Source organism: Zavarzinia sp., assembly GCF_049306435.1.
Lineage (GTDB): Bacteria > Pseudomonadota > Alphaproteobacteria > Zavarziniales > Zavarziniaceae > Zavarzinia.
The window spans coordinates 18,755-36,384 of sequence record NZ_JBAQRT010000312.1; the positions used below are offsets into that span (position 1 = coordinate 18,755).

Annotated in this window: 14 protein-coding genes; 8 read left to right on the top strand and 6 right to left on the bottom strand. The window is 67.4% G+C overall.

Features of this window, described 5'->3' with window-relative positions; translation table 11 throughout:
• The first annotated feature begins 102 nt into the window (after window positions 1-102).
• The gene (locus WAZ62_RS17355; RefSeq protein ID WP_422644795.1) at window positions 103-1,875 is read left to right on the top strand and encodes a PHA/PHB synthase family protein; all 1,773 of its coding nucleotides are present in this window, start codon (window positions 103-105) and stop codon (window positions 1,873-1,875) included.
• The gene (fabI, locus tag WAZ62_RS17360) at window positions 1,859-2,647 is read left to right on the top strand and encodes an enoyl-ACP reductase FabI (RefSeq protein ID WP_422644796.1); all 789 of its coding nucleotides are present in this window, start codon (window positions 1,859-1,861) and stop codon (window positions 2,645-2,647) included. Before WAZ62_RS17355 ends, fabI begins: the two co-directional genes overlap by 17 nt.
• Window positions 2,648-2,656: 9 nt before the next feature.
• Here fabI and WAZ62_RS17365 read toward each other — a convergent pair whose 3' ends face one another.
• The 5 genes from WAZ62_RS17365 to WAZ62_RS17385 all read right to left on the bottom strand — a co-directional run bounded on the left by WAZ62_RS17365 (window position 2,657) and on the right by WAZ62_RS17385 (window position 8,526).
• Window positions 2,657-3,775, bottom strand: coding sequence for a DUF1513 domain-containing protein (locus WAZ62_RS17365; protein ID WP_422644797.1), 1,119 nt, complete (start codon window positions 3,773-3,775; stop codon window positions 2,657-2,659).
• Between the two features lies 1 nt (window position 3,776).
• Complete coding sequence (locus WAZ62_RS17370) at window positions 3,777-4,901, bottom strand: imelysin family protein (RefSeq protein ID WP_422644798.1); 1,125 nt, start codon at window positions 4,899-4,901, stop codon at window positions 3,777-3,779.
• An 11-nt stretch (window positions 4,902-4,912) separates the two neighbouring features.
• Complete coding sequence (locus WAZ62_RS17375) at window positions 4,913-6,349, bottom strand: di-heme oxidoredictase family protein (RefSeq protein ID WP_422644799.1); 1,437 nt, start codon at window positions 6,347-6,349, stop codon at window positions 4,913-4,915.
• Between the two features lie 11 nt (window positions 6,350-6,360).
• Window positions 6,361-7,635: an imelysin family protein gene (locus WAZ62_RS17380; RefSeq protein ID WP_422644800.1), complete on the bottom strand. Its 1,275-nt coding sequence runs from the start codon at window positions 7,633-7,635 to the stop codon at window positions 6,361-6,363.
• 129 nt (window positions 7,636-7,764) lie between these two features.
• Window positions 7,765-8,526, bottom strand: a complete 762-nt coding sequence (locus WAZ62_RS17385) for a dienelactone hydrolase family protein (protein WP_422644801.1) — start codon at window positions 8,524-8,526, stop codon at window positions 7,765-7,767.
• A gap of 248 nt (window positions 8,527-8,774) precedes the next feature.
• Here WAZ62_RS17385 and WAZ62_RS17390 point away from each other — a divergent pair, with 248 nt between their 5' ends.
• The 6 genes from WAZ62_RS17390 to WAZ62_RS17415 all read left to right on the top strand — a co-directional run bounded on the left by WAZ62_RS17390 (window position 8,775) and on the right by WAZ62_RS17415 (window position 15,134).
• The gene (locus tag WAZ62_RS17390; RefSeq protein ID WP_422644802.1) at window positions 8,775-9,770 is read left to right on the top strand and encodes a TerC family protein; all 996 of its coding nucleotides are present in this window, start codon (window positions 8,775-8,777) and stop codon (window positions 9,768-9,770) included.
• A complete protein-coding gene (locus WAZ62_RS17395; protein ID WP_422644803.1) occupies window positions 9,757-10,134 on the top strand; it encodes a DUF4112 domain-containing protein in 378 nt (125 codons plus the stop codon). Before WAZ62_RS17390 ends, WAZ62_RS17395 begins: the two co-directional genes overlap by 14 nt.
• A gap of 78 nt (window positions 10,135-10,212) precedes the next feature.
• Entirely contained in the window at window positions 10,213-10,968 is a 756-nt protein-coding gene (locus WAZ62_RS17400; protein ID WP_422644804.1) for a SapC family protein, read from the top strand.
• Window positions 10,969-11,041: 73 nt separating this feature from the next.
• Entirely contained in the window at window positions 11,042-12,169 is a 1,128-nt protein-coding gene (locus WAZ62_RS17405; RefSeq protein WP_422644805.1) for a CobW family GTP-binding protein, read from the top strand.
• A 96-nt stretch (window positions 12,170-12,265) separates the two neighbouring features.
• Window positions 12,266-13,024 carry a hypothetical protein gene (locus tag WAZ62_RS17410; RefSeq protein ID WP_422644806.1) on the top strand — a complete coding sequence of 253 codons (759 nt, stop codon included), beginning with the start codon at window positions 12,266-12,268 and terminating at the stop codon, window positions 13,022-13,024.
• 52 nt (window positions 13,025-13,076) lie between these two features.
• Window positions 13,077-15,134 (top strand): CHASE2 domain-containing protein, encoded by a 2,058-nt coding sequence (locus WAZ62_RS17415; protein WP_422644807.1) that lies wholly within the window; start codon window positions 13,077-13,079, stop codon window positions 15,132-15,134.
• A gap of 4 nt (window positions 15,135-15,138) precedes the next feature.
• Here the strand turns inward: WAZ62_RS17415 and WAZ62_RS17420 are convergent, their stop codons facing one another.
• On the bottom strand, window positions 15,139-17,469 hold the full coding sequence (locus WAZ62_RS17420; RefSeq protein ID WP_422644808.1) for an adenosylcobalamin-dependent ribonucleoside-diphosphate reductase: 2,331 nt from the start codon (window positions 17,467-17,469) through the stop codon (window positions 15,139-15,141).
• Window positions 17,470-17,630: the final 161 nt, after the last annotated feature.

Genomic DNA, 17,630 nt, shown 5'->3' on the forward strand with positions numbered 1-17,630 from the left:
ACGGCCCCACTCAAGTTCACTGTGCAGTGCGTCATGCGCATCACTGACATGTAAAGTGCCTCGATACCAAAGCCATGATACAGGTCAATGATGCAGTGCACCATGGCGTCAGACTGTCGCCACTGGATCGTGGAGCAAGCGATGAACGACAATACGACATCGACACTGGACCGCCTCACCAAATCGGCCATCGCCCGTCTGACCGGCGGAATCTCGCCGACAGCCCTGATGGCCGCCTATAGCGACTGGCTGCTGCATCTCGCGGCTTCGCCGGGCAAGCAGATGGAGCTGGTCGAAAAGGCCGTGACGGCGGGCAGCAACCTGATGCGCTTCGCCGCGCATAGTGCCTTCGAGCCCGAAATTCCGGCGCCACACCCGGCCCAGACGGTCAAAGGCGATCACCGCTTCGAGGATCCGGCCTGGGAACGCTTTCCCTTCAACCTGATGGCCCAGAGCTTCCTGACCACGGAACAATGGTGGCATGAGGCGACGACGGGCGTGCGCGGCGAGACCCGGCAGCACAGCGAGGTGGTATCCTTCGTCACCCGGCAGCTGCTCGACATGATGGCGCCGACCAATTTCGTCGCGACCAACCCCGTCGTGCTGGAACAGACCATCGTGCAGCACGGCGCCAACCTCATGCGCGGCCTGCAGAATTTCATCGACGATACCGCCCGCAACCTCGCCCATGACAAGCAGTCGACCAATCACTACGAGGTCGGCGTCAATCTGGCGGTCAGCCCGGGCAAGGTCATCCTGCGCAACCGGTTGATCGAGCTGATCCAATATACCCCGACGACCACCGAGGTTCTCGCCGAACCGATCCTGTTCGTGCCGGCCTGGATCATGAAGTATTACATCCTCGACCTGTCGCCCGTGAATTCCCTGGTCAAATATCTGACCGATCGGGGCCACACGGTCTTCATGATCTCGTGGAAGAACCCGGACAGCGGCGACCGCGATCTCGGCATGGAGGATTACCTCCATCTGGGCGTCGCCGCCGCGCTCGATGCCATCAACGCCATCGTGCCGGGCGAGAAGATCCATGCCACCGGCTATTGCCTGGGCGGCACGCTTCTGTCCATCGCCGCCGCCACCATGGCCCGCGACGGCGACCATCGCCTGGCCAGCATCACGCTGTTCGCCGCCCAGACCGATTTCACCGAGCCCGGCGAAATCGGCCTCTTCATCAACGAGAGCCAGGTCACCTTCCTCGAGGACATGATGTGGCAGAAGGGATATCTCGCCACCGGCCAGATGGCGGGCGCCTTCCAGCTGCTGCGCTCCAACGACCTGATCTGGTCGCGCATCATCCATGACTACCTCCTCGGCCAGCGCGAGGAAATGATCGATCTGATGGCCTGGAACGCCGATGCGACCCGCATGCCCTACAGGATGCATTCGGAATATCTGCGCGAGCTGTTCCTCGAGAACCAGCTGGCGCGGGCCCAGTTCCGGGTGGGCGACCGGGCGATCGCCCTGACCGATATCCGCGCGCCGATCTTCGCCGTCGGCACGGCGACCGACCATGTCGCGCCGTGGAAATCCGTGTTCAAGATCCACCAGCTGACCGATACGGATGTGACCTTCCTGCTCACCTCGGGCGGCCACAACGCCGGTATCGTCGCTGGCCCTGAAAACCCGCGCCGCCACTATCAGATCAGCCATCACGGCGCCAATGAATGCCATGTCGAGCCGGACGCCTGGGCCAGGACCATGTCCGAGCACAAGGGGTCGTGGTGGCCGGCCTGGGCCGAATGGATCGAAGCGAAGCAGGCCGGCAGGCCGCGCGTCGCCCCGCCCGCCATGGGCGATGAAGCCGCTGGTTACACCGCGATCGAGGAGGCCCCGGGGTCCTATGTCCTCCAGCCCTGAAAAACTGGCCGGCCTCCTCTCCGGCAAGGTCGGCCTCGTGACCGGTATCGCCAATCGCGACTCCATCGCCACCGGCTGCGCCCGCCTGTTTCGCGCCGCCGGGGCCGAACTGGCCGTCACCTATCTGAACGAAAAGGCGAAACCCCATGTCGCCCCGGTGGCGGCGGAGGTCGGCGCCGGGCTGCTGCTGCCCATGGACGTGCAGAGCGACGCGGAAATGGCGGCGGCTTTCGAAGCGATCCGGGCGCGCTGGGGCCGGCTCGATTTCCTGCTGCATTCGATCGCCTTCTGCCCGAAGGAGGATCTGCACGGCCGCGTGACCGACAGCTCCCGCGAGGGCTTCTCCCTCGCGATGGATATTTCCTGCCATTCCTTCATCCGCATGGCGCGGCTGGCGGAACCCCTGATGACCGATGGCGGCTGCCTGCTGACCGTCTCCTATCACGGCAGCGAGAGGGTCATCGACAATTACAATGTGATGGGGCCGGTCAAGGCCGCGCTCGAGGCCAGCGTGCGCTATCTCGCCGCCGAACTGGGGCCGAAGGGCATAAGGGTCAACGCCCTGTCGCCCGGGCCGCTGAAGACGCGGGCGGCATCGGGCATCGATCACTTCGATACGCTGATCGATGCCGCGCGGGAACGCGCCCCGTCCCGTCGTCTCGTGGATATCTCGGAAGTCGGCGCGATCGCCACCGGCCTCGTCTCGGATTTCTCGACCGGGGTCACCGGCAATATCGCCTTCGTCGACGGCGGCTACCACATCACCGACTGAGGAATATCCTCAGACCAGCGCCATGTGGTTGTCCCACAGGGCGCCGCGGGCGAGCGGGGTCGAAAGGCTGGCCTCGGTCGCGCCCGGGGTAACCCGATCGATCCCGCCATGGCCGCCCGCCATGTAGAAGCGGCCTGGGGCGGCGGGATCGGCCGCGATCGGGCAGACATCGGACAGGGGCCGGCTGCCCAGATAGGCGCCATCGGCGAAACGGAAGAACGCCGCCTGGCCGCCGCGCGGACTGGTCATGCCGAAGATCGCGCCCGAGGCATCGGTCGAGGCGCTGCCGCAATAATGGCGCAGGTCCGACAGGCGCTCGCGCGGCATGTCGAGCAGTTCCACCGTGCCATCCGGCCGCAGAAGACCGGCCAGCGGCACCGCATCGGTCGCGGGCCCCTCGTACTGCATGACGAAGCCGACGCTGCCCTCCGCCCCGATTACCAGATGGCGGAGGGAGAGCTGGAACAGGCCGGGTGCCAGGCGTATCTGTTTCTCGATCGCGCCGGTGCCGAGATCGATGATGGCGAGCGACGAATCCATTTCCGCCAGGTTCAGCTTCGCCCCCGGCGCGTCCGGATGGGTCAGGATGCCGCCATTGGCGACGATGATCCGCGTCCCGCCCGGCAGCAGCCGGACGTCATGGGGATCGAGACCGCCACTGTCCCATTCGGCGATCCGGGCGAAACCGGCCGCGGCGTCATAGACGCCGATCAGGCCCCGCTCCCCCTCCCAGTCGGTTTCGGTCGCCAGCAGCAGGCGGCCGTCGCCGGAAAACACCGCGTGACCGCAGAAGTGCCGGCCCTCGGGCGGCGCGATATTGGCGATGACCTTGCCCGATGGCAGATCGACGGCGAGGGCATAGAGCCCGGGCCGGCGCCCCATGACGAGGCCGAGGCGCTTGTTCGGCGCGATGGCGATGCCGTGCCCCCGCGCGGGCAGTGGCAGGTCGATCACCGCCTGCCCGTCCGCGTCGAACGCGGTGGCATAGGCCGCCTGCCCGCCATCCAGCCGCGTGCCGAACCAGAGCGGGGATGCCGCCCTGGCCCTTCGCCCGGCAAGTCCGAGGCCGGCGAGGAGGCCCGCCGCCGCGAGGCCGATGCCGGCCGCCCGCCGTGTGATCAAGGACATTTCAATCCCCGTCGAGGGCGTTGAAGCCGAGGGGAATGCCGAGCGCGGGCGCCAGCCGGTTGGCGATCAGGGTCTTGGCCGCGATCGCGTCCGCGACCACCGCCTCGACCGCCGGACGGCGGGCCGGATCGGCGATCGCGGTATCGAGCGGGGCGACGATCGCATCCGCGTCCCGCACCGCCTTGTCGAGGGCGGCATCGACCTCGGCGGCCAGCGCCGCGTCGCGCTGGCGGACGAGATCGCTCATGCCGGCGTGCCACAGGCCGGCGGCCGCGGCGAGATCGATCTGGATATTGCGCAAGGAGCGGCCGCTGCGCCATTGCTCGAGCAGGCGCGGCCGGGCCGCTTCCGGCTTGTCGCCAAGGGCACGGGCCAGCTTGCGGTCGGCCACCACTTCGGTCGCGAGATAGAGCGCCTTGAACAGCTCGACCGTCGCTTCCGAGGGGGTGCGATACAGCTCGTTCTCCGGCCCCGCGTGCTTGATCGCCCTGTCATAGGCGACGCCGCCGCCGGACCAGTCGGCCGCGGCGCCATCGGCGATCGTCCTGATGTTGCCGGCGATGCCGATGATGGCGGCGCAGCGCAAGGCCGCCTCGTCATCGCCCGCGAGAAGCTTCTTCGCATCGTCGCCGAACAGCAGGCGCTCCAGCGCCGGCAGGCCCTGGACCGAAACACTCTGACCCTGCAGCTTGTCGGCGGCGAGCAGGGCCGGGTCCTTCTTCGCCAGAAGCTCGGCCAGCTGGCGGCCGACGCTATCGCGGGGATCGGGCCAGAACATCAGGCGGGACGAGCGCATGAACAGCTCGGTCGGACCGAAGCGCAGGTGCTGTACCCCCTGCCAGCCATCGGACAGCGCGCCATAGAAAGTGCGCAGGGAATCGAGGCCGGCCTCGTCCGGCGCCTTGCAGAACAATTCCGCATGGGCGGCGAAGACGGCGGCGGCCGAGGCCTGGGCCTTGAAGGCCGGGGTCACATGGCGATCGACGATCGACGCGTTCATCGTCGACAGCGCAGTCTGATCGGCGGCCGACAGCGCCGGCCCCTCGTCATCCTCCTGCGCGAGCGCCGCGGCCGGCAGGCCGGCGATCAGCCCGGCGACGGAGACGATCCTGAACCAACGGCGCATGGGCGCCCTCCTTACAGCGAACGCAGGAATTCGATGAGCAGGCGCCGGTCTTCCGGCGTCATGGCGACGAAGCGGTCACGGGCCGCCGCCGCTTCGCCGCCGTGCCAGAGAATGGCCTCGGTCAGGCTGCGGGCGCGGCCATCATGCAGGAACTCGGTACGACCGGAGACCTCTTGCGTCAAGCCGATGCCCCAGAGCGGCGGCGTCCGCCATTCACCGCCCCCCGCCCGGGCTTCCGGGCGATTGTCGGCGAGATCCGGCCCCATGTCGTGCAGCAGAAGATCCGTGTAGGGAAAGATGCGCTGGCCGGCCAGCTCGGGATCGGCCGCATCACCCGCCGTGACGAAGGACGGGCGGTGACAGGCGGCACAGCCCGCGTCCCCGAACCGCGCCTTGCCGGCGAGAACATCCGCCTCCGCCGCCCGGCTGCGGGTGGGCACGGCCAGATGGCGGGCATAGAAGGCCAGCATGTCGAAGACCGGCGCCGTGACCTCGACCCCGGCCACGGGATCATCGCCGGCCGGGGCCGCCAGGCACGGCGCTTGCGCCGCCGTGCAATCACCGTGGGAAAGCGGCAGCGACGGACTGGACAGACCGATATCCCCGGCAAGGGCATGGGCGCTTTGCGCCGCGACATCGGGTTGACCCGCCTTCCAGCCGAAACGGCCGAGGCGCCGCTCCCCCCCCAACAGATTGGGCCGGCCGGAGATGCCGTCGCCATCCGCGTCGTCCGGGTCGGCGCCGGCGAGGATATCCGCCTCGGGGATCGCTTCGAGCAGGCCGAGGCCGATCATCGGCGGCGCAATACGGGGCGAGATCATCACATCCGCCGCCATCGGGCCATAGGCGAGATCGGCGATGGCATAGGTCGGCCGGCGCAGCGAGACCGTTTCGCCGCCGGACAGATCCACCGTTTCCTCCGCATAGGTCAGGACCATGCGCCCCTCGCCGTCGAGGCCATGGACGGCCGCATTCTGCAATTGGGTGCCATAGGTCGGCTCGGGCAGGACCGGGACCTCGCCCCTGTCCAGCCGGGCCTGGTCCCCGGCATCGCGGGCCGGCACGCTGAGACGCAGGAAGAGCGATACCGCCGTCTCGCCCGGCAGCGGCACATGGCCCCTGCCGTCGCGCAGGTGGCAGCTCTGGCAGGAGCGGGCGTTGTAGAGCGGGCCGAGCCCGTCCGAAGCCGTCGTCGACGATGGGGAAGAGGCCCAGAGCTTGCGGAAGATCGCGTCGCCCAGGCGAAACTCCATCCGCCGCTCGAGGCTGAGATTGGCCGATGGATGGGTGAAGGCCCGCGCATCGCGGGCGACACGGGCGGTCGCCGCGCCGCCTGGCCGGTCCTCCCCGGGCTCCGGCCCGGCGATGCCGGCCAGCGCGGCCCCGGCCAGCACCGCCACCCCGAGGGTGGCGGTGACAAAGCGATACGCGAACGAAGGATGCTTCAATTCGACCGGCGTTACTTCGCGACGGCGGACGGATTGTCGAGACTGTCCGAACCCTCGAATTCGACCGGCTGCAGCTTCAGCGCGGTGATGATGCGCTCGAAGGAGCGGGTCTGGTCGGTCAGGCCGTCCACCAGCTTCTGGATGGTGGCGTTACCCTCGGGATTGTCCGGGCCGATCATCTGGTCGTAATGCTCGGTCTTCTCGGCCCGGGCCTTGACCGCGCCCGCCGCGGCGAGGGTCGCGGCCAGCTTGCCATCGACCTCGGCGCCGAGGGCGGCATCCGCCTCGGTCACCAGCGCGGACAGCGACGGCCCCGTCACCTTGGTGCCGTCCAGTCGGGTGTAGCTGCCCTTGTAGACATTCACCATGCCGACGACGTCATAGTAATGCGAGTTGTGGGTATTGTCCGAGAAGCAGTCATGCTCTTCCTCGGGATCGTGCAGGATCAGGCCGAGCTTGGTGCGCTCGCCCGCCAGCTCGCCGTAGGACAGGCTGCCGAGGCCGGTCAGGATGGTGACGATGCCGCCGTCCGGGCCCTTCTCGTCGAGCTGCTTGCGGGCGTCGCCGCCGACCTTCCACTGCTCGGCCATCCACGACAGATCCTCGACCAGCAGGGCGGTCGCCGAGGTCAGATAGGCGGCACGGCGGTCGCAATGACCGTTGGTGCAGGCACCGCCCTTGGCATAGTCGGTCCAAGGCCGGTTGCCGGCGCCCGGCCCGGTCCCGTTCAGGTCCTGGCCCCAGAGCAGGAATTCGATGGCGTGATAGCCGATGGCGACATTGGATTCGACGCCGCCCGCTTCCTGCAGCTTCTGCAGCAACTCGGTGTTGATCACCGTGGCGTCGATGGTCTCGCCGCCCGCCTTCAGCTGCTTGTTGGCGATGACATTGGCGGCATAGAAGGGATTCTCGTCCGACTCGGTGCCATAGCTTTCGGCGACATAGTCGATAAGGCCTTCATCCAGCGGCCAGGCATTCACCTTGCCTTCCCAGTCGTCGACGATGGCATTGCCGAAACGATAGACTTCCGACTGCTGGTAGGGGTTGCGCGCAGCCAGCCACGCCTTTCGCGCCGCGGCCAGATTGGCTTCGGACGGCTCGGCCACCAGCTTGTCGATCGCCGCCTGCAGCGCCTTGGCCGTGGTCAGGCTGTCACCGAAGGTGGCCTCGGCGATATCGGCATAGGTCTTGACCACCGCCGCCTTGTCCGCCCCGGCCAAAGCCGGAACACCGTGAAGCGCGATCACGCCGGCCGCCGTCGCCGCAGCCCAATTCCTGCCGATCATCAATGCCTCCATACCCGGGACCTTGCCCGCCCATAATCTTGCGACGCATTATTAATATCAGATGCCGCAAGGCGCAAGGGCTGGCGACGGAAGTTTTGTCGCGGCCGGGAAAGGGTGGAAAATCAGCGGTCAGGGCACCGCGCGGCGGGCGTCGCCGATGAAAGCGGCGATCTCGTCGAAGATATCGTCGCCGGGCACCTCGTGGGCGAGACCCCGGATGGTGACGCTGCGCGAACCCGCCCGCCCGGCCAGAACCCGCTGGCAGGTGCCGCCGGTGCGACCGCTGCTCACGGCGGGGTCGAGATCGCCGATGGCGGCATAGACCGGCTTGCCCGCCGGCACCCGCAGACCATCGAAATCGATATTGTTGCGATCGGTGCAGGTCCAGCCCAGGATGACCAGGGCGGCCACCGCATCCGGCGCGTCGGCGAACCGGGCGACGGCCAGCCCCCCTTCCGAAGCGCCGACGACGGCGATGCCATGGCCGTCGACCCAGGGCAGGCCGGACAGGCGATCGATCGTCCAGCGCGCCTCTTCCTGACGCCAGCGGATCGTTTCGGGACCGATATCGCCGCAGCTGACCGGGCGATCCGGCCGGGCGAAGGACAGCGGCGCGGCGACGATGAAACCCCGCTTCATGAATTTCTCGGGAATGCCGGCGAGGTCGCCCGAACAGCCGTGCAGGAAGACGATGACGGGCAGACGGGCATCGGGGCGCAGCAGGCCGGCCAGGGGATCGGTCCCGCCGCCCCCCTTCGCCGCAAGCTCGGCGACCGTGCCTTCAAGGGACTTGCCGTCGAGGGCGGCGGTCCAGGGGACATAGAGCCGGGTCCGCTGCCAGACGATATCCTCGTCCGAAAACAGTCCGCAGCCGGTCAACAGTCCGGGCAAAAGCAAGATCAGCAGGCGCGCGAGGCGTAAGGTCCGGTGCACCGTGTCAGCCTAGGCGACACCCCACGCAATGGCGATGAAATTTTGCCGCGCCCCCCTTGCATGGCCGCCGGGCGGCATTATGTGCGCTGCAACAGGTTCCGGGCCCCTCTGGAAGATGCGTCGGCATTGCGCGCTTCGATGTCGGAACCTTGTCGTCACATCAGGGGGGAAAGGCGTGCCGGCCGCTCCCGCCGCCGGGGGGCCACGTGGCAACTTCTGTTTGGGCTTGGGCGGGCTTCGCCCTTTTCGTACTTGTTCTGATCGCGCTCGATCTCGGGGTCGTGCACAAGAAGCCGCGCGCCGTGAAAGTCTCGGAAGCGCTGCTGTCCAGCCTGTTCTACATCGGGCTGGCGATGATCTTCGCCGTGGGCGTGTTCTATTTCCGGGGTGATACGGACGGCTGGGCCTTCCTGACCGGTTTCCTGATCGAGAAAAGCCTGTCGATCGACAATATCTTCGTCTTCGTGCTGATCTTCAGCCATTTCGCCGTGCCGGCCGAACTCCAGCACCGGGTGCTGTTGTGGGGCATTCTCGGCGCGCTCGTCATGCGGGCCGTGCTGATTTTCGCCGGGGTCGAGCTGATCGCCAATTTCCATTGGCTGATCTATGTCTTCGGCGCCTTCCTGGTGATCACCGGCGTGAAGATGCTGCTGGCCGCCGACGCCGAGCCGGACATGGAGAACAACCGCATCATCAACTTCATCAAGCGGCGTTTCCGCGTGACCGAGGATTTCGATGGCGCGCATTTCTTCGTCCGGCGGGGTGGCCTCCTCTACGCGACGCCGCTGTTCCTCACCCTCGTCGTCGTCGAGGCGTCGGACCTCGTGTTCGCCGTCGATTCGATTCCGGCGGTGCTGGCGGTCTCGCAGGATGCCTTCATCGTCTTTACCGCCAATGTCTTCGCCATCCTCGGCCTGCGCGCGCTTTATTTCGCGCTGGCGGGTGTCGTCCACCGCTTCCACCTGCTGAAATACGCGCTCTCGCTCGTCCTCGTGCTGGTCGGCGTGAAGATGCTGGTGAACGGCTGGTTCGGCGCCAAGACGATCCCGACCGAATATGCCCTGATCGCGACGGCGGTCCTGGTCTTCGGCTCGATCGGCCTGTCCCTGCTGCGTAAAGTACCCGAGGGCGAGACCGCCGCCCTGCCGCGCGGCTGGGTCATCGGCTCGCCGGCGAAGGGTGAAGAGCGTGGCGAGCCCTGATCCCGACGCCATCCGCCGCCGCTTGCGGCGGCTGGAGCGGCTGGCGCGTCTCCTGGAGACACGCTGGCGCCTGCCCATCGTGCGGGTGCCGGTCGGGATCGATGCCCTGATCGGCCTCGTGCCCGGGGCCGGCGACCTCGCCTCTGCGCTGATTTCGGCCGGCATCGTGGTCGAGGGCGCCCGCCTCGGCGCCCGGCGGGGCACGGTGCTGCGCATGGCCGGCAACATCGGTCTCGACTTCGCCATCGGCCTTGTCCCGATCATTGGCGACTATGCCGATGTGCTGTTCCGGGCCAATACCCGCAATCTCGCCCTGATCAGGCGCGATCTCGCGAAAAGACATCCCGCTCTCGGTGAAGATTGACCTTCGCCCGTCATCGCCGCCTGCCTATAGTGACGCCGTCCGAAGCGGGCAGATCGAAGCAACCGTCAGAGAAGAACCGTGAGCCAACAGACCCAGCCGGCGCCGGCCGCCGCCCTGCCCCTGTTCTACAGCAAGCCCGAAGTGCTGAACGCGGCGCCTCATGCCCATTTGCGCGTGAAGCCGCCCGAGAACCTGAAATTCGCCGCCAAGGCCAATTCCGTGCCGCTGGTCGCCGAGGAATTCCTCGACTGCGCCGGGGCCTATCCGATCGTCTTCACGCAAGGGCCCTCGCCCGCCGCGGTCGCCATCGTTGGCCTGCGCGATAACGAGAACCTGTTTCTCGACCTCAAGAGCCGCTGGCTGCCGGGCTTTCCCGTCCCGGCCTATGTCCGGCGCTACCCCTTCATCTTCCTCGAGCTGCCCGAGCAGGACCGCCTGACCCTGTGCATCGACCGCGCCGCGGCCAATGTGGTCGAAGGCGGCAGCGAGGGTCAGCTTCTGTTCGAGAACGGCGAGCCGACGGAATTCGCCAAGGCGTCCCTCGCCTTCTGCGAAGCCTACCAGAAGCAGCTGATCGCGACCCGCGCCTTCACCGAGATCCTGGCCCAGCACGACCTGCTGGTGCCCCGCAATGTCGAGCTGAAGGACCGCAAGGGCCGCGCCTATACGATGGGCGGCTTCCAGGTGGTGAACGAGGAAAAGTTCCGCGCCCTGCCGGACGATGTGGTGCTGGACTGGACCAAGCGCGGCTTCATGACCGCGATCGTCGCCCATTTCATCTCGCTGCGTCGCTGGCCCCTGCTGGTCGAGCGGATCCAGACCCGCCTCGGCTGATCGCGCCGAAGCTGAAACCATTCCCGGTGCCGGGCGGCTTGCGGCACCGGGAATGTGATATTATAACATTCTCATGACCCAGTCCCCGCCCGCGCCGGCCGATACCGGCATTCCCGTCACCCTGCTCACCGGCTTTCTCGGCAGCGGCAAGACGACCGTGCTCAACGGATTGCTGCGCCACCCCGGCATGGCGCAGACCGCCGTGATCATCAATGAATTCGGCGCGATCGGCCTCGACCACGAATTGGTCGCCAGCGCGCGCGACGACATGGTCCTGCTGAAATCCGGCTGCCTGTGCTGCACCGTGAAGGGCGATCTGATCGAGGCCCTGCGCCGGCTGTTCCTGCAGCGCGTGCGGGGCGAGGTGCCGGAATTCGAGCGCGTGGTGATCGAGACCACCGGCCTTGCCGATCCGGCGCCGATCATCCACACGCTGATGGCCGATCCGCTGGTCGCCGCGCGCTATCGGCTCGACGGTGTCGTCGCCACCATCGATGCCGCCTGCGGCGACGATACGCTGAACAGCCACGAGGAAGCGGTGAAACAGGCCGCCATGGCCGACCGCCTGCTGCTGACCAAGAGCGATCTCGTCGATGCCGCCCATCTCGCCGCGCTGGAGGCCCGGCTGGAGCGGCTGAACCCGGCGGCGCCCCGCATCCTGGTGCTGCAGGGTGCGATCGACCCCGCCCTGATCCTCGACGTCGGCCTGTTCGATCCGGCGAGCAAGAGCGCCGACGTCGGCAAATGGCTGAAGGCGGAAGCCTACGGCCATCACGATCACGATCACCACCATGGCCACGATCACGATCACGGCCATCACCACCAGGATCCGAACCGCCACGACGACCGCATCCGGGCCTTCTGCTTCGTGATCGACAAGCCGCTGGAGCCCTTCGCCTTCGAATCCTGGCTGAATGTGCTGACCTCGTTTCGCGGCCCCAACCTGCTGCGCATCAAGGGCATCGTGAATCTGGTCGGGCACGAGCGGCCCGTGGCGATCCATGGCGTGCAGCATCTGTTCCATCCGGCGGTGGAACTGCCCGCCTGGCCGAGCGACGACCGGCGCAGCCGCATCGTCTTCATCACCCGCGACCTCGACGAGGCGGTGATTCGCGACACATTCGCCGCCTTCACCGGCGAGGCGCCGACGGATGTCCCCGGCTATGATCCCCGCCTGACCGGCCTTGCTTCCGGCCAATAGGTGACTACCATCACTGCCCTGCACCGGCGGCTGTCCTATGGTCCTTCTTGTCGCCGCAGCCGCGAGGCGGGCGCCATTCTTTGATGGAAGGCAGTCATGAACGAGTTCAACGGGATGTCGGGGCGGAGCTACGGCGGGGCTTTCACCGTCCTGGCCGGAACGGCCGCCGCCCTCGCGCTGTTCGGCGCCGCGGCGCAGATCGCCCGCGCCCAGGCGCCGCTGGCGCATCTCGGCACCAACGCGATCGCCGTGGTCGAGGATGTCTCGACCCCGAACGCCGGCGTCGGCTTCATGGATTTCATCTACGCCGGCCAGACGATCGATCTCGGCGCTGACGGCAAGCTGGTGGTGTCCTACCTCGAAGGTTGCCGGAGCGAGACGATCATCGGCGGTCAGGTCAGCTTCGCGGCTGCCGGCGCCACGACCATCGGCGGCACGGTGACGCCCAGCATCGCCACCGGCTGCGCCAATGCCTCGGCCCAGGTCGCCGCCAATGCCACCGAGGCGGGGGCGGTCGCGGTGCGCGGCACCGGCCTCGACGGCCTCGCCGACGCGATCCAGGACCGGGTCATCCGCTCCTCGGTGCCCGCGTTCAGCTGGCTGGCGGGCGGCACCGGCGAGGTTCGCGTCTTCAACATCGGCCGCGTGCCGGCCGAACTCGTGTGGTCGGGCCAGGGCGAGAATGGCCATGTCGAATATCCGGCCTCGGCGCCCCGCCTCACCGCCAATGTGCCTTACCGGGTCGAAGTCCGCTCCGGCGGGGCGATCATCGGTGTCGCGCGCTTCTCGATCGACCCGAGCCTGAGCCTGCCCGATACATTGGCCAATCGACTGGTGCCGGTTGCCAAACCCTGACCGGACGGCCCGCCCGCCCCGCCCCTGGCTGCGGCGGGCGGGCCTGTCCATCGTGCTGGCGGCCCTACTGACCCTGGCGATCATGTCGGGTCCGCTGGGCTTCCTCGCCCGGGCCGGCATCGATTTCGCCCTGCCCCTGCGCCATGCCCTGTTCGGGCCGCTGTTCCCGCCCGAAACCTCCGACGTCGTCCTCGTCGCCATCGACGAGCAGACCTATCACGTCCCCCCCTTCGACCAGACGCCCAAGGTGGCCTGGACACCGCAACTCGCCCGCGTCATCGACGCCGCCCTCGCCGGCGGCGCCAGGGCCATCGGCTTCGACGTGGTCTTCCCCGTCACCCTCGACCGGCCCGACCTGTTGCAGGGCCGCGACCGGCCGTTCCTGATTGCCCTTCGCAAGGCGGCCGATGCCGGCAAGCTGGTGCTGGGCGAGGCGAAACTGTCGCGCGAGGTGCTGCGCCCCCATGCCGCCCAGCGGCTGGCGGCGCGGGGCGACGACAATATCCGCCTGCTCAACCTCGCCTTTGACGATGACGACGTGGTGCGTGCCTATATCGCGCGCTATCCGCTGGAGGGCGGCGGCAGCGTCACCTCCTTCGGCACGGAATTGGCGGCGCGGGCCGGCTTTCCCGTGCCGACCGGGGATTTCCTGATCAATTTCAACACCGGGCCGGGCGATGTCCCGACCTATAGTCTCGGCGACATCCATGCCTGCGTCGAGGCGGGCGACGGCGATTATCTCGCCCGCGCCTTCGCCGGCAAGATCGTGTTGATCGGCGAAACTCTGGACATCGAGGACCGTTTCCGCAGCGCCAAGCGCCTGGCCTTGACCGAGGGCGACGACAGCCGCGATCCGCCCCGCTGCCGGATCGCCGCCGATCCCGAGCGCTTCCGCCCGCTCGGCAGCCGCTCGTCCATGCCCGGGGTGCTGATCCATGCCGCGGCGATCAACACGATCACCAAGGGCGCCTGGCTGCTGCCCCTGCCCGCGCCGGTCGAGGCCGCGGTCGGTTTTGCCTGGTTCCTGCTGCTGGGCCTCGGCTTCTTCGTGCTGAAGCCGGCGCTGGGGGCCCTGACCGGGTTCGTCGCCGTCGCCCTGCTGTTTCTCGGCGCGGTCGTCGCGCTGGCCGGGGGCGTCGTGGTGCCGGTGCTGCCCCTCGCCGGGGGCGCCATCGTCCTCTTCGCCGGGCTCTATGCCTATCGCTTCGTGATCGAGGACGGCGGCCGGCGCCGCATCCAGCACGCCTTCCGCCATTACCTCGCCCCGGCCCTGGTCGACCGCCTGGCGGAGGACGCGGGGGCGCTGCGCCTCGGCGGGGAGCGGCGGCAGGTCACGATCTTCTTCTCGGACATGGTCGGCTTCACGTCCCTGAGCGAGCGTCTGGCCGCCGATCCCGAGCGCTTCGTCGAAGTGGTGAACCAGTATCTGACCGTGCTCACCGAGGCGATCGAAGCCCGCGAAGGCTATGTCGACAAATATATCGGTGATGCGGTCATGGCGGTCTGGGGCGCGCCCCTCAATCAGGACGAAGCCGAACGGCTGGCGGCGGAAGCGGCGCTCGACGCGCGACAAGCCCTCGACCGCTTCAATGCCGAGGTCGTCGTGCCGGTGTTCGGGCTGAAACCGCTCGGCACCCGCATCGGCATCGCCAGTGGCGAGGCCGTGGTCGGCAACATGGGCTCGCGCACCCGGCTGAATTACACCGTGACCGGCGACGTGGTGAATCTCGCCTCCCGCCTCGAGGGGGCGAATAACCACTACGGCACCCATGTCATCGTTTCCGGCCCCACGGCCGCGAAGCTGGGGCCGGAATTCCTGCTGCGCGCCATCGACCAGCTGGTGGTCAAGGGCAAGACCAGGCCGGTGCCGATCTTCGAGCTGGTCGGGCGCGCGGCGGAAATCGGCGCCGAGAGGAAAGACCTGATCGAGCGTTTCCGCGCCGCGCTCGCGCTCTATCACGACCGGGATTTCGCGGCGGCGGCGGCGGGTTTCGCCGAACTGGCCGCCGCCGATCCGGTCTCCGCCCTCTACCGCGAGCGGGCGGAGCGCTACCGCGACACCCCGCCCCCGGCCGACTGGGACGGCCGTTACACGCTGGAAACCAAGTGAGGCGTCAGCCGCACTTGGAATAGCCGCAGGAGAAGCAAGCGTCGCAGCCTTCCTGGCGAACGAGGCTGGGCTGGCCGCAGCGCGGGCAGCCGCGCATCCCCTTCAGATTGCCCGACGGCGGGCTGGCCTCGGCGGCGCGGCGGAATTTCTCCGGCACCTCGACCTCGTCCTTGCGGATGAAGCCGATGTCGATCATGTGCTGCTCGATCACCTCGCCGATGGCGGCGAGAAGCGAGGGGACGTAACGCCCCTGCATCCAGTGACCGCCGCGAGGATCGAACACGGCCTTCAATTCCTCGACCACGAAGGCGACATCCCCGCCGCGGCGGAACACGGCCGAGATCATGCGCGTCAGCGCCACGGTCCAGGCGTAATGCTCCATGTTCTTCGAGTTGATGAAGACCTCGAACGGGCGGCGACGCCCGTCCTGCACGACATCGTTCACCGTGATGTAGAGCGCGTGTTCCGATTCCGGCCAGCGCACCTTGTAGGTCTTGCCCGGCAGGACTTCCGGCCGGTCGAGCGGCTTCGTCATGTAGACGACGCCGCCCGCCTCGAAGACATCCTCGGACCGGGCATGGGACGCCGCGCTTTCCAGCGGCAGTTCGGGCTCGGCCTGGGGCTTCGCCTCCTTCTTCGGCTCGATCGAGAGGACGGAGCCGGTGATGTCGTTCGGGCGATAGGTGGTGCAGCCCTTGCACCCTTCCGCCCAGGCCATCAGATAGACGTCCTTGAACGCCTCGAAGGAAATATCCTCGGGGCAGTTGATGGTCTTGGAAATCGAGCTGTCGACATATTTCTGCACGACGGCCTGCACCCGCACATGGTCGGGCGGGGTTAGCACCTGGGCATCGACGAAATAATCGGGCAGCGGCGCATCGCCCTTCAGGCGGCGCCACAGGCGGTAGGCGTAATCGGTGACGTCCTCTTCCTTGCGGGTGCCGTCGGGCATCAGCACCTTGCGGGTATAGGCGAAGGAAAACACCGGCTCCAGCCCCGACGAGACATTGTCGGCGAAGAGCGAGATGGTCCCCGTCGGCGCGATCGAGGTGAGCAGGGCATTGCGGATGCCATGCTCGCGGATCGCCGCCTGCACGTCGGCGTCGAGGCCCCGGATCGATTCGCCGGCCAGGTATTTCTCGGCGTCGAACAGCGGGAAGGCGCCCTTCTCCCTCGCGAGATCGACGGAGGCGAGATAGGCCGCGCGCTGGATCGCATGCATCCAGCCGGCGATCAGGCGCAGCGCCAGCGGCCCGCCGTAACGCGCCCGGCACATGATCAGGGCATCGGCGAGACCGGTGACGCCAAGGCCGATACGACGCTTGGCCTTCGCTTCCTCGAGCTGTTCGGGCAGCGGGAAATTCGAGGCATCGACCACATTGTCCATCATGCGGATGGCGAGGCGCACCACCCGGTCGAGTTCCACCATGTCGAGGCTGGCGTCTTCCTCGAAAGGCTTTTGCACGAAGCGGGCGAGATTGACCGAGCCGAGCAGGCAGGCGCCATAAGGCGGCAGGGGCTGTTCGCCGCAAGGATTGGTCGCGCTGATGGTTTCCGCATACCAGAGGTTATTCAGCCGGTTGATGCGGTCGATGAAGATCACGCCCGGTTCGGCATAGGCATAGGTCGCCTGCATGATCGTGTCCCACAGGTCGCGGGCCTGCACGGTCTTGTAGACGACGCCGTCGAACACGAGGTCCCAGGGCGCATCCTCCTCGACCGCCTTCATGAAGGGATCGGTGACGAGGACCGAGAGGTTGAACATGCGCAGGCGGCCCGGATCGCGCTTGGCCGCGATGAAGGCTTCGATATCCGGGTGGTCGCAGCGCATGGTCGCCATCATGGCGCCCCGGCGCGAGCCCGCCGACATGATGGTACGGCACATGCTGTCCCAGACATCCATGAAGGGCAGCGGGCCGGAAGCGTCGGCGCCGACGCCCTTCACGGGCGCGCCCTTGGGCCGCAGGGTCGAGAAATCGTAACCGATGCCGCCACCCTGCTGCATGGTCAGGGCCGCCTCGCGCAGTTGCTCGAAAATGCCCGACATGCTGTCGGGGATCGTGCCCATGACGAAGCAGTTGAACAGGGTCACGCGCCGGTCCGTGCCCGCGCCGGCCATGATACGGCCCGCCGGCATGTAGCGGAAATCGCGCAGCGCCGACAGGAACTCGCCTTCCCAATGGGTCCGCTCCTCCGGCGTCTCGACCACGGCCAGGGCCTTGGCGACACGCAGCCAGCTGTCCTCGATGGTCGCATCGAGGGGCGTGCCGTCCACAGCCTTCAGGCGGTATTTCATGTCCCAGATCTGCTGGCTAATCGGCGCGATCGACACCATGGTTTCGGTCCTCGAAGATTCTGAATGCTGTGCTGAAAGGAGAGACGGTGACAGCCCAACCGTTCCTGGTCAAGCCGGCCGTTCCCTGTTCGTTTCCACAATGTTCGCCAGCACAAGATGCTGATCGCATTGGGGAATCGAACTTATCCCCGGAATCTACA